We start from the raw sequence: 16517 nt of genomic DNA on the forward strand, positions 1-16517 counted from the left end.
GAGTATTTTTTGGAGATAATTATATATGATAAGCTCTATACAAGAACCTAATGAACTCAGAAAACGTTTACAAGGATTTTATCGTACTGATGAAAAGAGTTATATACGTTATCTTGTAGAAAAAGCAGAGCTTTCGGCTGATTCAAAAAATAGAATTTATAATGTTGCAAAACAAGTTATTGAAAAAATCAAACACAATAAATTAAGTATTGTAGATTCCTTTATGCAGCAATACTCGCTTTCCAATGATGAAGGAATAGCATTGATGTGCCTTGCTGAATCGCTACTTAGAATACCAGATGATTATACAATAGACGAGCTAATCAAAGATAAAATTGCCAATCAAGAATGGAGTAAATATTTAGGATATTCTTCTTCATTGTTCGTCAATGCTTCCACGTGGAGTTTAATGATAGGTAGCAGTATATTGAGAGATAATGAAGGCGATTCGAAGTTCTATTACGCAATTTCTAAGTTACTTAAGAATTTAGGAGAACCGATCATTCGCAAAGCAGTAAAACAAGCAATGTCTATGCTTGGTAATCATTTTGTTGTTGGAGAAACCATAGAAGAAGCTTTAAGGTACGCAAAACTAGATGACAATAGTAAGTTTTTATACTCTTTTGATATGTTTGGCGAAGCTGCTCACACAACTGAGGATGCAGAAGAGTATTTTAATTCATACATGCACTCAATAAAAGCTATAGGTGAATCCACTGAAATAAATGATTGTTTTAAATCCCATGGAATTTCAATCAAACTTTCTGCTTTACACCCACGTTATGAATTTAGTCAATTTGGCCGAATTGCTGGTGAGATATTCACTAAGGTTTTAGAGCTCTGCCGCGAGGCAAAAAAATACAACATTTCACTATGCATAGACGCAGAAGAAACAGAAAGGCTTGAAATTTCCTTAATCTTGTTTGAACAATTACGGCTTGATGAATCACTTTCTGAGTGGGAAGGGCTCGGCTTGGCTGTACAAGCATATCAAAAACGTGCTTTATCTGTTCTTGACTTTGTTGAAGATGTTGCTATCCGATCAAAGCACAAAATTATGGTGAGGCTTGTAAAAGGTGCATATTGGGATTCAGAAATCAAGCGTACGCAAGAATTGGGATTAAATGATTACTCAGTATTTACAAGAAAAAGCTATACTGACGTATCTTACCTCATGTGCGCACAGAAACTTTTGAGTAAACCAAACAGCTTTTACCCATGCTTTGGAACTCATAACGTCTATACTTTTGCTTCTATCATGGAACTTGCTGATAAAAACCACCCTGGATTTGAATTTCAACGCTTACATGGAATGGCAAAAGACTTATATGATTATGCAATGTCAGAGCTTGCAACAAATGTTAGCTGTCGTGTCTACGCACCCGTTGGGGAACATAGTGACTTGTTGCCTTATCTTATAAGACGTCTTCTTGAAAATGGAGCTAATAGTTCGTTTGTTAATCAAATAAGTGATCCTAACGTTAAAATCGATGAGTTAATTTCAGATCCACTGGAAAAAGCTATAAATTTTAATTATGAGCCTCATCCAGGCATTCCATTACCACAAGATATTTTGGGACCAGAAAGAAAAAATTCTTTGGGAATGGATATTAGTGATTCTGTGATAGTCTCACAATTTGCAGATGATATAAAGGGTTTTAGTGAAAAAAAGTGGCAAGTTGGACCAATAATTGATGGAAAGGCACTATTTGATAGTGCTGAATTTATCGAAGTAGTGAATCCTGCACATTTGGAAAATGTAATTGGAGAAGTGTCAAATACAACAAGTGTTCAAGCTTTAAACGCTCTTGAAATAGCACATAATGCTTTTACTGAATGGCAGAATGTTTCAGCAGTAGAGCGCGCTAAATGCCTTGAAAAAGCTGCAGATTTGCTTGAAGAAAGGATGAAAGAGTTGATTTATATTCTGATCGTAGAAGCAGGAAAAATTTTATCTGATGCAATAGCGGAAGTAAGAGAGGCAGTGGATTTCTTACGTTACTACGCAACGATAGCAAAAAATGAACTGAGCGACTGGAAAAAATTGCCAGGGCCAACAGGTGAAGATAACTTCATCTTTTTTGAAGGTAGGGGAGTTTTCCTGTGTATATCACCGTGGAATTTTCCACTTGCTATCTTCATTGGGCAGGTTTCAGCTGCACTTGCAGCAGGTAATGCAGTGCTGGCAAAACCGGCAGAGCAAACGCCGATTATTGCCTATGAAGCTGTTAAGATACTACATGAAGCTGGGATATCAAAAAATGTGTTGCACCTCATTCCTGGGGATGGTGGATATTTAGGCAAAATATTAGTTCCAGACAATAGAATTTCCGGTGTAGCTTTTACTGGTTCAACACAAACCGCTCAAATAATTAATAGAATGCTTGCAAATAGGGATGGTCCTATTGTGCCATTTATTGCTGAAACTGGCGGATTAAATGCTATGATTGTTGATAGCTCTGCTCTCTTAGAGCAAGTGACTACGGATGTTTTGCTTTCTGCGTTTCGCAGCGCTGGCCAACGCTGTTCTGCGCTTAGAGTGCTGTTTATTCAAGAGGACATAGCAGAGAAGCAGATAAAAATGATATGCGGTGCAGCGCAAGAACTCAAGATTGGTGACCCAATACAACTTAGTACTGATATTGGTCCAATAATTGATAAAGCATCTATCGATATGCTCACTCAACATACGCAAAAAATGTCAGAGGATAAAGATTCAAATCTGTTATTTAAAGTACCCATGGATACAAATTCTCATAATGGTTATTTCTTTCCTCCATATATTTATGAGATACAAAAAATTTCGCAATTAAAGCAAGAAGTATTTGGTCCTATTTTACATATCATACGTTTTAACAAGTCACAATTAAATGAAGTTATAAGTGATATAAATAGTACTGGATATGGGCTTACGTTTTCTTTGCAGAGTCGTATACAAAGTCAAATTGACACTATAAGTAAAAAAATATCAGTTGGAAATGTCTACATCAACCGTAACCAGATAGGTGCAGCAGTTGGGATACAACCATTTGGTGGTAGAGGACTATCTGGCACTGGGCCAAAAGCTGGTGGTCCTCATTATTTACAGCGTTTTTCTACAGAAAAAGTTGTAAGTGTTAACACTACAGCATTTGGTGGTAACACTACACTTATGTGTTTGGATTAATTTGCGGGCCCTAATTTTTCTTACCCCTAAACTAGACGTTCGTGCAGTTATGTACACAGCGCTAAAACCCGAAAAGGACCAGCTCATGCACTGAAATAAATCGTATCCGTTCAGCCAATGGCGTCAACTTAAGAACTTTCATTAGCAAACTCTCCTAAAGACATGATGGCGTTTAGGCTTATCTACTTTATTGCGGCTGTCCCGGTCGGATTTTAACTTTAGCGCGTATACTTAAAAAGGGCTTGAAAGTTTTTTGGCGCAATAAGTACCTGATAGAGTTTCTGTCTCATTACACTAAATAAAACTGAAAAATTTAAACGATACTCAGTAATTTGATCTGGGTTCCAAGGCCCTTGTGCATCACATATATGAAGCGATAATATATTGCACATGACCAAGTTTGCCCAAAATTCTTGTAATACAGCCTCTCCAGAAAAATTCTCTAACTCTGCTCCTACTTTGAGTCGTTTATAGCACTCCTCTATGTGCCACCTTAACACATAAGCTTTGCTCCAAAGTCTCGGTCAAAAACTCTGTTTCTCAGTTGGCTAATGTCAGCACTATAACTCTTACTTTCTGTCCTTTCATTTTATTTTTTAGCTTTTCATTTTCTAATATAAAATCAAAATCTAATTCGCCAGCGTTCCCATAGCTTACTATAATTTCTTTTTTGCAAGCGAAAAATAAAATCTACTTCCAAATTATAATGCTGCTGAATGAATTTTACTGAAGACGATCATAGATAAATAATAATTTCTCTTGATTTAATAAACGCATTTGAGTGATAACTTCGGGTAATTGCTCTGCCGCCAACGTTTGTTCACCTATATTCCAAGCTGCAAGACGAGCACTGCAAATCAATGAAGTACACAAATCAACAAACAAATTGCCAATGGTGCCTGTTGTTCCATTTGGTTCAAACTCGGATACAATTTCCCCAGAGCTGGGTAATCTCATACCAGAACCATCTGCTGCAATAAGTCTATAGCCTCTCCAACTCAGGTTCATCCTGATAGGCTGTTTGGATGCTTAAATTCTTGAAAGCCTGTATGGCAAATCTTATATCTTGCTTTAGAAAAAGCTTGCTTTGAGGGTACATGTCAATGGCTCCATAAGTTCACATTCTATTCCCAAACTTTTTTTAACTAACTTTAAAATCATAGAAAATACTGTCGAAAAAGGAAGTTTTCTTGTTCGTGTAAAACTCAACACAATGGATTTTCTGAAAAGTTTTCGAGTATATTATATTTTTAATTTGTAGAATAAGGTTTTTTCCTTTTTGCATATTTCACCTAAAAAGGACACATTTTAGACTTCTTTGTTGAAATAAAACAGAAACAAAAGTGCTGTCCCTTGCACTCTTTGGATAATTTAATGATAAAAAATTTGGAGAGAAATTTTATACACAATCTCTGACATTTTTCCTTAAGTTGACGCCATTGTGTGAACGGTTACGGTTTCCCGTCTTCACCATGCTATATAGAAAAAAGTCTGGATTCCAATTTGCATGACAATATGGAGTATCTGCTTCTTTCATCCCAGTGGGATCTTTTATTCCATTTTATCAACAGTTTGTTTTGCAGTATCAAACAATTTTAATCCTATAATCCCGAATGTAACTAAAATAAAGCATATTACTTCGAATAAATTAACTGGTTCATCAAATAGGTAAACTCCAAGTATCGAAGCTCCTATAGCGCCCACTCCAGTCCAAATTGCATAGCATACTCCGATAGGTATAGAACGTGTAGCGAGCGAAAGTAAATATGTACTAAGAGCCATGGAGAGTATGCTAATTATTGATGGTACGAGATGAGTAAATCCATAACTATGCTTAAGTGTTATGACCCAGAACACTTCAATTAGTGACGATAAGAGTAAATATATCCAATTCATGCATAAATTTTTAGGTTTAAATAGAGAGCTTTAGCCCTATGCTTCCTATTACAATTAAAACGATACATAAAACTTGAGATAAATTAATATTCTCTGTGAAAGTGGTTGCACCAATTATAGTTATTCCAATTGTGCATATTCCAGAGGAAACTGCATAGCATACCCTAATAGGTAGAAAGCATGCTGCAAGAGATAAAAAGTAAATGCTAATGATCATAATTACCAATGTTGCAATCGAAGGCACAACTTTAGTAAAACTGTTACTAAACTTTAGCGTTACAGCCCACAGTATCTCTAGGATACTAGACAGCAACAAATACAACCAGCACATTTTCGTAACATTTCAATCTTGTATTGTAACAGAAATTGTTAGTTAAAACTACACTAAAGTGCAATAGATCTCTCTTTCGGAATTGCTTTAATATCAAACTTAAAACAACATCCTAAAAAACTTTTCTACGAAATTCAATTCCTGCACGTCATTTGCTGCATAAAGTGGTGTAGTTTGTTGCTCAATACCTGGTATTTCTACAAAAACTTTGCCCACTTCTTGACCTTTTTTAATGGGTGCAGGTATCATATCTTTATATTCAATACGCACCTTAATTTGGTCATGCAATTTGCGGTTGTAAGTTATGGTAACATCGTTTGCAACTGTAATAGGCACTTTTCTATCTTTTCCATAGAGAACATTTACTTCCTCAACTACGCTGTCTTTAACGAATATTTTCTTAGTGTTAAAATGATTTAAGGAGTATTGTATCAATCTTTTTGCTTCTTCTATTCGCTCTTTCTCAGTGTTTAAACCATTTACGACAGCAAAAATTCTCCTATCATTTCGTTTTGCAGATGCTACAATGCCGTAACCACCAGCATTTGTATAACCGGTTTTTAAGCCATCAACCCCAATATCGTGAAAAAGTAGAAGATTTTTATTCTTTTGTACAATTTCATTATATGTCAAATATTGTTCGGAAAATAAATCATAATATTCAGGAAAATCGGTGAAAATCCTTTTTGCCAGCATTACCAAGTCTTTTGCGTTCATAAAATGATCTTCATCTGGCCACCCGCTTGAGTTGACAAAATGACTGTCATTCAGATTCAAATTTTGTGCAACTTCATTCATTTCAGCCACAAAATTCTCTTCTGATCCTGCAATGCCCTCGGCTAGTGTTATGCAGGCATCATTGCCTGAGACTATTGTAATTCCTTCAAGTAATTCCCTCACCGTAACGGATTGACCTTCTTTCAAAAACATAGAAGAGCCTCTCCTTTCCCACGCTTTTCTACTTACTCGAAATTTATCCTCCATGTGTATTATTCCAGCTTTTAGATAATCGAAGGCTATATATAAAGTCATTAGCTTGCTCATTGAAGATGGGGCCATTTTTTCATCAGAATTATGGTCAAAAATGAATGAGTCTGAAGCTAAATCTAAGACTACTGCTTGCTTTGCTTTGGTTCTAAACTGGTATGAGTATGAAGAAAAAGGAAGTATAAAAACTAATAGCAAAATTACCAATCTGCTTAACATATCTATAATTTTAAATTTATAGTGTACTAATTAATAGTATAATTTTACAGGGGCATTTCAATAGATCTCTTGCATAAAAATTCCTTGACAAACCTCGCCAGCCCCCTTATCATGAAACTGAAGCTATTTATTTATCTTCTCTGTACAGATTAAATGACAAAAAAACTCACGTATCTGGCGTCTCATGTTTAATTTTTTGCACTATGTGCACCTTATGTCTTTATAAAATTTCTAGGTTTTTACCTAATATAAGCTAAAATGCGCTTATAAAGCATTTAAAACATAAAAAAACGCCAACTTAAAAAATGGATAGTGAATAACTAGCTACCCTAGGGTTTCTTTTGCCTTTTTTTCTGTTTAGTAAATTTCTTAAACATTTATGACTAAAGGTTAGTTGCATTAAAAAGCAGCTAAATCGCGGTTATTAAGCGTTTAGAATAAAAAAACGCCATACTTGAAAGTATAATGTAAGTAATTAGCCAACCACGGGGCTTCTTTTGCCTTTTTTTTCGTTTGGTAAATTTCTTAAATATTTATAGCTAAACGACAACCGTCATCCCGCTACGTGTTAGCGGGATCTCTTGTTAGCGGCTGAGATACCGCGAATGAATCGCGGTATGACGGTTCGTGACGGTATGACGGTTCGCGGTGACATGACGATAACCTCGTCATCCCGCTAGGTGTTAGCGGGATCTATGTTAAGGTATGGCGGTTAAATAAGGGATCTATGTTAAGAGATACCGCGAATGAATCGCGGTATGACGGTTCGTGGCGATATGACGGTTCGCGGTGACATGACGATAACCTCGTCATCCCGCTAGGTGTTAGCGGGATCTATGTTAAGGTATGGCGGTTAAATAAGGGATCTATGTTAAGAGATACCGCGAATGAATCGCGGTATGACGGTTCGTGGCGATATGACGGTTCGCGGTGACATGACGATAACCTCGTCATCCCGCTAGGTGTTAGCGGGATCTATGTTAAGGTATGGCGGTTAAATAAGGGATCTATGTTAAGAGATACCGCGAATGAATCGCGGTATGACGGTTCGCGGCGGGATTCCAGTGTCTGGGCACTGGGATGACAGGAAAAGGGGCTACTTGGATTACAGCAGATCACCTCTTCACAAAAATTTTATCAGTAATACGCATATCAATAATACTCCAATCGCTGAAAGTAAAATCAGTTGTATTGTGTAAGTGGTTTAAATAGTCCCATGCACTATAAGGGTTATCTTCAGGCAGCTTTACTGTGGAATCGTTATCAAGTATGATATTCCATCTTCTATTCCCTATATAAGCAAAAGAAGAAATGTGGTCACTTAATTGAGTTTTACTCTCTAACACATCTCTAACAAATTCTAGGTTTGATAATGAGTTTTGTCCTGTAATTACAACAAGATCATCTATTAAATAGTCATCTACGATCACTTTACCTTCAAAATCAATTACCGAGGTTTTGTTATTATCTTTCCAGAGAGCAAACGGTTTATGCTCATCTATATTAATGTGTAGAGTATTGGGCAAAATTCTGTGAACTCTTACGTGTTTTATCCATCTGCTTACGGATTGTATGTTACCGGCAAGTTTTGAAAGTGATATATACAGGATAGGTTGCGTTCTATCTGTCAAACTTAGAATATCCTTTTTGTTTGTAAATTTATTGCCGCTCACGACTACTTCGTCGATTGAAAATCCACTACTGAGTAATAAACTAGATAGGCAGTCATTATACCAAGTAAAGTAGTAATTAAATCGATTTATTATTTTATCAAGTGAGCTGTAAAGTATTAGCGTAAGAAAAAGTGCTGTGATAATAACCAAGGCACACTTACGCAAAAAACTCCTTTGGCTTCTAGTAATACTGCTCAACATGACTTAAATCCCTAATATTTTTGTGCTGCAAACTATCTTCAATAATAATTTTAACTAATTCATTAAAATTGATTCCTTTTGCCAATTTTGCAATTTCTGGCACTAACGATAACTCAGTAAAGCCAGGATGTGTATTAATCTCAAGCATTTTTAAAGTGTTATTTTTGGGATTATAACGGAAATCTGAGCGGGAAATAGTTTTGCATCCTAAAAATTGATGAACTTTCAGTGCGTGTTCCAAGGTCATTTTATATATATTGTTAGGAATTTCAGCAGGAAATATATGTTCTGTAAATCCATCTGTATACTTTGCTTCATAATCATAGAATTTATTTTTTGGTCGTACTTCTATAGTGCCAATTGCTTCATCCAGCAATACAGCAGTATGTAACTCTATGCCCGGTATGTATTCTTCTACGATCATCTTTTCCATTATAGTAGAACTATTATCTTTCAGTTCTAAGTAATCCTCGTGCGAGAAAATTATGTACACTCCAATACTTGAACCTTCATTAATTGGTTTTAAGACGTACGGATAATCAATTTTAATATTATTTTTTAGTAGATCTTCTCGGCTAATTACATAACCTTTTGGAGTGTCGATACTAAGGGACCGAAATATATGCTTTGACATCACTTTATTCATAGCAACAGCAGAAGCCATAACTCCTGAGTGTGTATATTTTATACCTAAAATCTCCAATAAACCTTGAATGCAGCCATCTTCACCATAAGGTCCATGCAGAGCGATAAAAGCAAGGCCCGAATTAATTTTTCTAAGCTTTTCAGCAATGTTGCTGTCAACATCTATTTCTATTGCATTATATGAAAGGCTATCGAGCGCCTTCTTTACTGCTTTTCCGCTCATAAGCGATATTTCTCTCTCACAAGAAAACCCACCACTTAAAATTGCTATAGTTGGAACCATAAGCATTCTATGTTTTACTATATAGCATATATAATGGTTACATTAAGCTTATTAAATACCTACTTTGGCTAACTATAAGACCTTCTTACTTTCTTCAAGCACTTTTTTTATCCACTTCAAATAGCGTGCTCGGCAACGGTAGTGGCGTGTTTGCTGCACCTTTATACTGTTCACAGATAAGCTTTTCTAAATCCTCAGCAGATTGTTCTTTTGCTTCTTCTTTTTTCACTACTCCACTAGTTACTAAATCAATTAAGGCTGTAGTGTGTATTATCATTCGATTATTTAGCTCAAATATCTTTTTTGTATCAAGTGAGGGGTTTCTAATTAAGGCAGATAGTGCATGCATATATTTGTCTATATCAGAAAGACTTTTGTTTGTATCATAGTTGCTAGCTAATATATATTCCTTCAAACGCTCAATTTCTTCTGGAGTAAACTTGTAAACTTCATCAAGTTTCCTTATTAAAGATATAGTAAGTATTCTACTTAAAACTCTCAATTCTCTAATAAATTGTATTCCTTCTCCTTCAGGATAAGACATTTCTTCTTTTTTATATTTCTTAAATAATTCTTGATCATAAGACTTTCTGAAATCTGACATCATTGCTAATGCTAACTCTTGTGAACCTAGCTTAAAAACTTCGTTGAAGCTGTTTGCGTTGGCATCTTGTGCACCGCCTGCAGTAATTCCACAACTATAAGAAATCTTTTCAGATAAGCTATGATACTCTTTTATCATCTCTTTCAGCAATATTTTAATATCATCTTCGGTTAACTCTACTGTTGATAATAGATCACATGTTTTTTCAAGATCACCATTCACTTGAAAAAGTAACCCTTCAATCTTTTTAATGGTTTCTCTTTTATTTATACTCATAACTTACCCCCAAGATTTAATGCTAACAGCTAGTTTTATAATCAAATATTTCAAAAGTCAATAAGCCTTTTTCCTTAATCCTTAAGTTAATCGATACTAATTTATCAGCATAACAACTTAGATAACGCAACTATTTTCAGCAACCAAAAACAACAACCCTGAAATACAAAAAGTTTCTTTTCCTTCAGTAGCATTATTCTAAATTTTCATCAAAATAAGCTGTTTTATCCTTTTTTTCCTTATACTCTTCTGCGGTATAGAGGGGTTGCTTCTTAGCTGTGATATTTGGCCATTTTTGTGAGTATTCTACGTTTATGTTGTAAAATGATTTGAAGATTTTTTGTTCACTGTTCAGTAACTCTTCATCTAGTTCTAAAATATCTTTTATGGAATCATCAGTTACAATTGCATCTACTGGACACTCAGGTATGCACACTCCGCAATCAATACATTCATCTGGGTTAATCACGAGCATGTTTTTACCTTCATAGAAGCAGTCAACGGGACATACTTCCACACAGTCCGTATATTTACATTTTATGCATTTATCTGTAACAAAATGCGTCATAAAACACTGTATATTTGTATTATCTTGGGTACACTAAATTGATAAGAAATTCAAGCCTTTTATGAAGATAAATAAATTGAACAACGAAGAATTAGAAGTATGGTTAAGCTTGGCTAGAACTATAGGACCAATAAAGTTTTTTAGTATACTAAGAACACATGGATCGCTAGATGAGGTGTTGAAATATCTCAATAAGGTGGCTAATAATAAGGTGTATGGCATTCAAGATGCACGAGAAGAAATCAATAATGCAGAAAGAATTGGAGCTAAAATTATACCCGCATGTGACCCAGATTACCCTGATCTTTTAAGAAATATCTCTAGTTGTCCTCCTGTAATAACTGCGTTTGGTGATATATCATTATTAAGCCGTGAGATAATTGCAATAATCGGTGGGCGTAACTCTTCGATGAATGGAAGAAATTTTGCCAATAAGTTGGCACTTGATTTAAGCGAAGCTGGTTTTGTTATTGTTTCTGGACTTGCAAAAGGAATCGATACTGCAGCAAACAGTGTAATATACAAAGATCATCCCACTATTGCTGTTACAGCAAGTGGAATTGATGTGGTGTACCCAAAAGAGAATTTTGATCTATACAAAAAAATCACCGAGAATGGCGGATTAATAGTTACTGAGCTTCCATTTGCTACTAAACCAAAGCCTCAGTATTTTCCTCAAAGGAATCGAATTATATCTGGTCTATCGCTGGGTGTTGCAGTGATTGAAGCATCGAAACGTTCTGGCTCTCTAATAACAGCAGATTTTGCTTTAAATCAAGGGAGAGAGGTGTTTGCAGTTTCTGGTTTCCCTTTAGATTCACGCTGTAGTGGTAGTAATTATTTAATTAAAAACGGTGCTAAGCTTATCGAATCCGCTGATGACATAATAGAGAGTATTAGGTTTAGTTTACCTCCGCAGCAAAAAAACCTATTTGATGTTGAGCACCATTTTGTTAACCAAAAACAAGAAAAATTACAACAGGCAAAATCTGTTATAGTTAATCATATTAACTCTGTACCTGTTGATATAGATGAACTTATATTAGCAAGCGGACTTTCTACCAACATAGCTCTAATGGCTCTTTTAGAACTAGAGTTGGAAAACAAAATAGAGCGTTCACCGGGGAATAAAATATCGTTAATTTTCTAGATTACTTTAGCTATGTCGTTTTACTAGATGTTCGTACAGATATAGCTAAAGTGGCTTAGGTTTACCTACAATTTGAAAAACAACAAATTCGTCATTCCGCTACTCGTTAGCGGAATCTATGCTGAGATACCGCGAATGAATCGCGGTATGACGTAGGGAAATCTTTCTTGGGTTAGCTATATATGCTTGACACTGAAATGATGACATTTATCATAGGATTCTTAGTTGCTGATTTTAGAATTGATAAGAGAAAACTTTTTTTCAACTTGTTGTATAATTTTATAAAAGTGATCGAAATCTAAGCTTGCACTGCCAATTAAAACTCCTGATAAATTTGAAATATTTAACAAATTTTCTATATTTTCTGAACTAACTGAACCACCATATATAATGTGTTTTTTACTAGTACACAATTTTATTACCTCTATCACCTCAGTAATTGCATCATTATTTGGCACATGACCTGTGCCTATTGCCCATATTGGCTCATATGCTACGGTATATTCACCGTGTGTTGGCAAGCGGTTTTTACATTGATATTCTATTACTTCTTTTGTTTTTTCATTCTTATAATCTTCTGAATTTTCACCTACACAGATAATTGGGTGTAAGCCTGATTCTATTGCTATTTCCGACTTAAGTTTTATTTCACTATCTTTTTCATTAGCCCTTTCAGAATGCCCAAGTATTACGTAAGTACACCCTAGTTCTTTTAACATTTCTGCGCTAATTTCACCTGTGTAAGAACCGAACTTTTTATGATGGCAATTCTGTGCTCCTATATTAATATTATTGTTCAACTCTATACTGCTTGGAAATGACGTAAAAGGAGGGCAAATCACTAGCTTAGAGGTAATTTCGTTGCTCTTGTTGTTAAGTTTGCCTATAAAGTCAACAAATGAAGAACGCATTCCATTCATTTTCCAATTTGCTACTATTAAAAAGGACATCAACTTTACTTATATGGGCGAGAGTGCCGGCTGTCGGACTTGAACTGACAACCTACTGATTACAAGTCAGTTGCTCTACCAATTGAGCTAAGCCGGCGTTAAACACATTAATAATATACAATTATCAATGAATTTTCGTCAACTAATTTTTAAAATACTGTATAATGAAAATAATATGAAAAAATTTTTACTGAAGCCAAAAAAGAGTCTAGGGCAAAATTTTATTTTATCGAGTGAGATAACAAAAAAAAATCGTCGCTTTAGCTGGTAGTCTGGAAAATTTTAATGTCATTGAAATTGGTCCTGGATATGGTGCATTAACAAGAGAAATATTGGTGCATAATCCAAAGTCTCTACTTTCTATAGAAAAAGATAGAGATTTAGTAAAACACCATGACCAACTGCTAAATGAGCATCAAGGAAAGTATAGAATTATAGAAGCGGATCCACTGCATGTTACAGAAGAAGAGCTGATAGAGCGCCCAGTTAAAGTTATTGCTAACTTGCCTTACAATATCTCGGTAGTGTTATTTTTAAAGTGGTTAAATAATATAAAATTTTTTACGAACTTGACATTAATGTTTCAAAAAGAGGTAGCAGATCGCATTACGGCAAGACCCAATTCTAAAGATTATGGTTCCTTATCAGTGCTAAGCCAGTTGCTATGTGATATAAAAAAGGAATTTGATATTGAACCTAAAGAGTTTTTTCCAAGACCAAAAATACATTCTTCAGTAATTACAGTAAATCCTTTGCCTACCCCAAAGTTTGCAGTAAATTTGGAAACCTTAACAAGGTTAACACGTGTCGTTTTTTCTCAAAGAAGAAAGATGCTGAGAAATAGCTTGCAAAATATAACGAACCACGCTGAAACTGTCCTTGAAAACGCTAAATTGAGCGGAAACCAGCGTCCAGAAAACTTAACTATTGAGCAGTTTTGTTTGCTGGCAAATAATGTAGAATGCTTATTTTGCAATAAAATGTATTAGCAACCATATAGCTTTTCTATCTCCTAAAAACAGTTAGAGCTATACAATTAAAGGCTCCTAGCTAATTTTGCCTATTGCAATTTAATTAATTGGCGTATAAGCTTTAAATAAAGCCTATGAAAAAAATGGAAGCTTGTTATTCGTTTGACGATATACTTCTTTTGCCAGCCTATTCTAATATATTGCCTTGCGATGCAGATACAAAAACTTATTTAACAAATAGTATAGAACTAAATATCCCTCTCATATCCTCTGCAATGGATACTGTTACTGAATCGGGCTTTGCAATAGCTATTGCCCAACATGGAGGGATAGGTTGCATACATAAGAATTTATCAATAGATGAACAAGTTTTAGAAGTGAGAAGGGTGAAAAAATATGAAAGTTGGATCGTGTATAACCCAATTACGATTTCACCGGATAAAACAGTTGCGGAAGCAATTTCATTAATGAGAGAGCACAATTATTCTGGCATTCCTGTAGTCGATCAACGCAAGTTAGTTGGAATTTTAACTAACCGAGATGTGAGATTTATTGAAGACCAGAACATGAATGTAAAAGTTTCCGAAGTGATGACAAAAGATAAGTTAGTGACAGTGCGGGAGCAGGGAGTGAATAGTGCCTCAGCAATGAAATTGTTGCATGAAAATAGAATAGAAAAGCTTTTGGTCGTAGATGAAAATTCTTGTTGTATAGGTTTAATTACGGTTAAAGACATTGAAAAATACAATAGATACCCAAATTCATGTAAAGACAGTAAAGGGCGTCTCAGAGTTGCCGCTGCAATTGGCACTGGTAAAAAAGATGGTATAGACAGATGTGAAGCTTTGATCGGAGAAGAAGTTGATGTAGTTGTTGTGGATACTGCTCACGGTCATTCCGAAAACGTTATCAATACCATTAGGGAAATAAAAAAGATGTATCCTAATACGCAATTAATTGGCGGAAACATTGCAACAAAGGAGGCTGCTGAAGCGTTGATTGATGCGGGTGTTGATGCAGTGAAGGTTGGAATAGGACCAGGATCAATCTGTACAACCAGAATAGTTACAGGTGTTGGTGTGCCACAATTCTCTGCAATCAAGAATGTTGCAGAGGCGTGTAGAGCAAGAAACGTCAGACTAATTGCTGATGGTGGGGTAAAATACTCAGGAGATGTTGCAAAAGCTATTGCAGCTGGTGCTGACTCTGTGATGATTGGTTCGATTTTTGCTGGCACTGACGAAAGCCCAGGTGAGATTATTATGTATAAGGGCAGAGCATATAAAGGCTATCGAGGAATGGGATCTATTAGTGCAATGAAACGAGGTTCAGCTAGCCGTTATTTTCAAGATAAAGATTCAAAACTCAAATTAGTTCCACAAGGAGTGGAAGGAAGAGTTCCATTCAAAGGTCCAGCTTCAGGAGTAATCCATCAATTGATTGGCGGATTGCAAGCTGCAATGGGGTATACTGGTAATAGGAATATAGAAGAGATGAAAAAAAATTGTAAATTTGTTACTATTACTGCATCAGGATTAAGAGAGAGTCACGCTCATGATATAGTCATTACACAAGAAGCTCCAAATTATGCTTATCAAACGTCCAATTTGTCAACCGATTCGGAGTAGTCCAGAAAAAGTAGAGAGAAAGTTAAGACGTTTTTGGAGTAAAATAAAACGTTTTTTCAAAATATGACAAATAGAAGAGAATATACAGCAGAATTCAAATTAGAAGCTGTTAAGCTGGTTAAAGAAACAGGTCAAGCAAGTACAAAAATAGCAAAAGATCTAGGTATAGATGGCAGTATGTTAAGTAAGAAAATATGATGGAAAAATGTCTGGAGCATACGCATTTCCAGGCAAAGGCTCCTTATGACAAAGAAAGATTTGATCTAAAAAAAGAGCTAATAAGAGAAAGAGACATCTTAAAAAAAGCCCTGGGCAAAGAAAAAGAGTAAAGTATTCTTTTATATAGAAATTGCTATAAAACACAGGAACTATGTAGGGTTTTGTACTGGTGGTATGGGTTGCTAAGGAAAAAAGCAGTAAAGAATTAGCAAAAGAAGGGCTTCTAGCAGATATTCAAAAAATACATCAAGCTTCTAAATGCAGATATGGAGCCCCTAAAATTCACGCTGAATTAAAAGCTTTAGGCAAAAATTAAAACAGTACAAAGTGTTATGCAAGAAAATGGCATTAAAGCTAAGTTTAGACGAAGGTTCAAAAATAAAAAACAGCAAATAAGCAACCGAGTTGTGGCTCCGAACACATTGGATCAAAATTTTACTACTGATCAGCCAAATAAAGTTTGGGATTACCTACATAAAAACTAAAGAAGGTTGTTGGCGGCAATAATTGACCTATATTCACGCATGGTGGTTAATGAGTAACATGATAATTAGTTATAGATTCTTTATTGATGGCCGTTGATAAACGCAAACCCGATAAAAATCTGCTGTTACATAGCGATCAAGGGTCACAGTATACCTCTCAAAATTACCAATTTCTATTGAATACAAAAAACATCATTTCCAGCATGAGCCATAAGGGCTGTTGTTACGATAACTCTGTTGCAGAAAAGTTCACTTAAAAGGGAGC

Annotated in this window: 15 protein-coding genes, 1 tRNA gene and 2 pseudogenes; 8 read left to right on the forward strand and 10 right to left on the reverse strand. The window is 35.3% G+C overall.

Translation table 11 applies throughout. The annotated features are described in order from the left end of the window. Positions 1-25 precede the first annotated feature (25 nt). Positions 26-3166: a bifunctional proline dehydrogenase/L-glutamate gamma-semialdehyde dehydrogenase PutA gene (gene putA, locus ABWU48_RS02015; protein WP_353288459.1), complete on the forward strand. Its 3141-nt coding sequence runs from the start codon at positions 26-28 to the stop codon at positions 3164-3166. A 141-nt stretch (positions 3167-3307) separates the two neighbouring features. Here the strand turns inward: putA and ABWU48_RS02020 are convergent. From ABWU48_RS02020 to ABWU48_RS02055, 8 genes and pseudogenes are all read right to left on the reverse strand, one after another. Further along, positions 3308-4451 (reverse strand): annotated as a pseudogene (locus ABWU48_RS02020) (transposase). Between the two features lie 266 nt (positions 4452-4717). Next, the gene (locus tag ABWU48_RS02025; protein ID WP_006279756.1) at positions 4718-5062 is read right to left on the reverse strand and encodes a DMT family transporter; all 345 of its coding nucleotides are present in this window, start codon (positions 5060-5062) and stop codon (positions 4718-4720) included. Positions 5063-5078: 16 nt separating this feature from the next. Next, positions 5079-5393 carry a DMT family transporter gene (locus ABWU48_RS02030; RefSeq protein ID WP_010082606.1) on the reverse strand — a complete coding sequence of 105 codons (315 nt, stop codon included), beginning with the start codon at positions 5391-5393 and terminating at the stop codon, positions 5079-5081. A gap of 99 nt (positions 5394-5492) precedes the next feature. Further along, positions 5493-6599: a D-alanyl-D-alanine carboxypeptidase family protein gene (locus ABWU48_RS02035; RefSeq protein WP_010082605.1), complete on the reverse strand. Its 1107-nt coding sequence runs from the start codon at positions 6597-6599 to the stop codon at positions 5493-5495. Positions 6600-7714: 1115 nt separating this feature from the next. Beyond that, positions 7715-8473 carry a cell division protein FtsQ/DivIB gene (locus tag ABWU48_RS02040; protein ID WP_209472708.1) on the reverse strand — a complete coding sequence of 253 codons (759 nt, stop codon included), beginning with the start codon at positions 8471-8473 and terminating at the stop codon, positions 7715-7717. Further along, a complete protein-coding gene (locus ABWU48_RS02045; protein WP_264705764.1) occupies positions 8454-9407 on the reverse strand; it encodes a D-alanine--D-alanine ligase in 954 nt (317 codons plus the stop codon). Before ABWU48_RS02045 ends, ABWU48_RS02040 begins: the two co-directional genes overlap by 20 nt. An 88-nt stretch (positions 9408-9495) precedes the next feature. Further along, on the reverse strand, positions 9496-10281 hold the full coding sequence (locus ABWU48_RS02050; protein WP_264705763.1) for a hypothetical protein: 786 nt from the start codon (positions 10279-10281) through the stop codon (positions 9496-9498). Positions 10282-10474: 193 nt separating this feature from the next. Continuing rightward, positions 10475-10849 carry a ferredoxin family protein gene (locus ABWU48_RS02055; RefSeq protein ID WP_077188509.1) on the reverse strand — a complete coding sequence of 125 codons (375 nt, stop codon included), beginning with the start codon at positions 10847-10849 and terminating at the stop codon, positions 10475-10477. A 61-nt stretch (positions 10850-10910) separates the two neighbouring features. On the opposite strand from ABWU48_RS02055, the gene dprA reads away from it, so the two are divergent. Then, the gene (gene dprA, locus ABWU48_RS02060; RefSeq protein ID WP_353288460.1) at positions 10911-11999 is read left to right on the forward strand and encodes a DNA-processing protein DprA; all 1089 of its coding nucleotides are present in this window, start codon (positions 10911-10913) and stop codon (positions 11997-11999) included. 221 nt (positions 12000-12220) lie between these two features. On the opposite strand, the gene ABWU48_RS02065 is transcribed toward dprA, so the two are convergent. Both ABWU48_RS02065 and ABWU48_RS02070 read right to left on the reverse strand, forming a co-directional pair. Continuing rightward, on the reverse strand, positions 12221-12949 hold the full coding sequence (locus ABWU48_RS02065; protein WP_209472714.1) for a triosephosphate isomerase: 729 nt from the start codon (positions 12947-12949) through the stop codon (positions 12221-12223). Positions 12950-12973: 24 nt separating this feature from the next. Next, positions 12974-13046: transfer RNA gene (locus ABWU48_RS02070), tRNA-Thr, on the reverse strand. A gap of 78 nt (positions 13047-13124) precedes the next feature. Here ABWU48_RS02070 and rsmA point away from each other — a divergent pair. From rsmA to ABWU48_RS02100, 6 genes and pseudogenes are all read left to right on the forward strand, one after another. Beyond that, positions 13125-13938: pseudogene (gene rsmA, locus ABWU48_RS02075) on the forward strand (16S rRNA (adenine(1518)-N(6)/adenine(1519)-N(6))-dimethyltransferase RsmA). Positions 13939-14054: 116 nt separating this feature from the next. Next, positions 14055-15548 (forward strand): IMP dehydrogenase, encoded by a 1494-nt coding sequence (gene guaB / locus ABWU48_RS02080; RefSeq protein ID WP_065095043.1) that lies wholly within the window; start codon positions 14055-14057, stop codon positions 15546-15548. A 63-nt stretch (positions 15549-15611) separates the two neighbouring features. Next, complete coding sequence (locus ABWU48_RS02085; protein WP_007548354.1) at positions 15612-15746, forward strand: IS3 family transposase; 135 nt, start codon at positions 15612-15614, stop codon at positions 15744-15746. Next, on the forward strand, positions 15743-15877 hold the full coding sequence (locus tag ABWU48_RS02090; protein ID WP_007548509.1) for a hypothetical protein: 135 nt from the start codon (positions 15743-15745) through the stop codon (positions 15875-15877). The genes ABWU48_RS02085 and ABWU48_RS02090 overlap by 4 nt, the downstream gene beginning before the upstream one ends. 59 nt (positions 15878-15936) lie before the next feature. Then, a complete protein-coding gene (locus ABWU48_RS02095; RefSeq protein ID WP_080717648.1) occupies positions 15937-16083 on the forward strand; it encodes an IS3 family transposase in 147 nt (48 codons plus the stop codon). Between the two features lie 255 nt (positions 16084-16338). Continuing rightward, the gene (locus ABWU48_RS02100; RefSeq protein WP_080717647.1) at positions 16339-16509 is read left to right on the forward strand and encodes a DDE-type integrase/transposase/recombinase; all 171 of its coding nucleotides are present in this window, start codon (positions 16339-16341) and stop codon (positions 16507-16509) included. Positions 16510-16517 lie beyond the last annotated feature (8 nt).

The organism is Wolbachia endosymbiont (group A) of Tromatobia lineatoria, from assembly GCF_964028565.1.
In the GTDB taxonomy this organism is placed as follows: domain Bacteria; phylum Pseudomonadota; class Alphaproteobacteria; order Rickettsiales; family Anaplasmataceae; genus Wolbachia; species Wolbachia pipientis.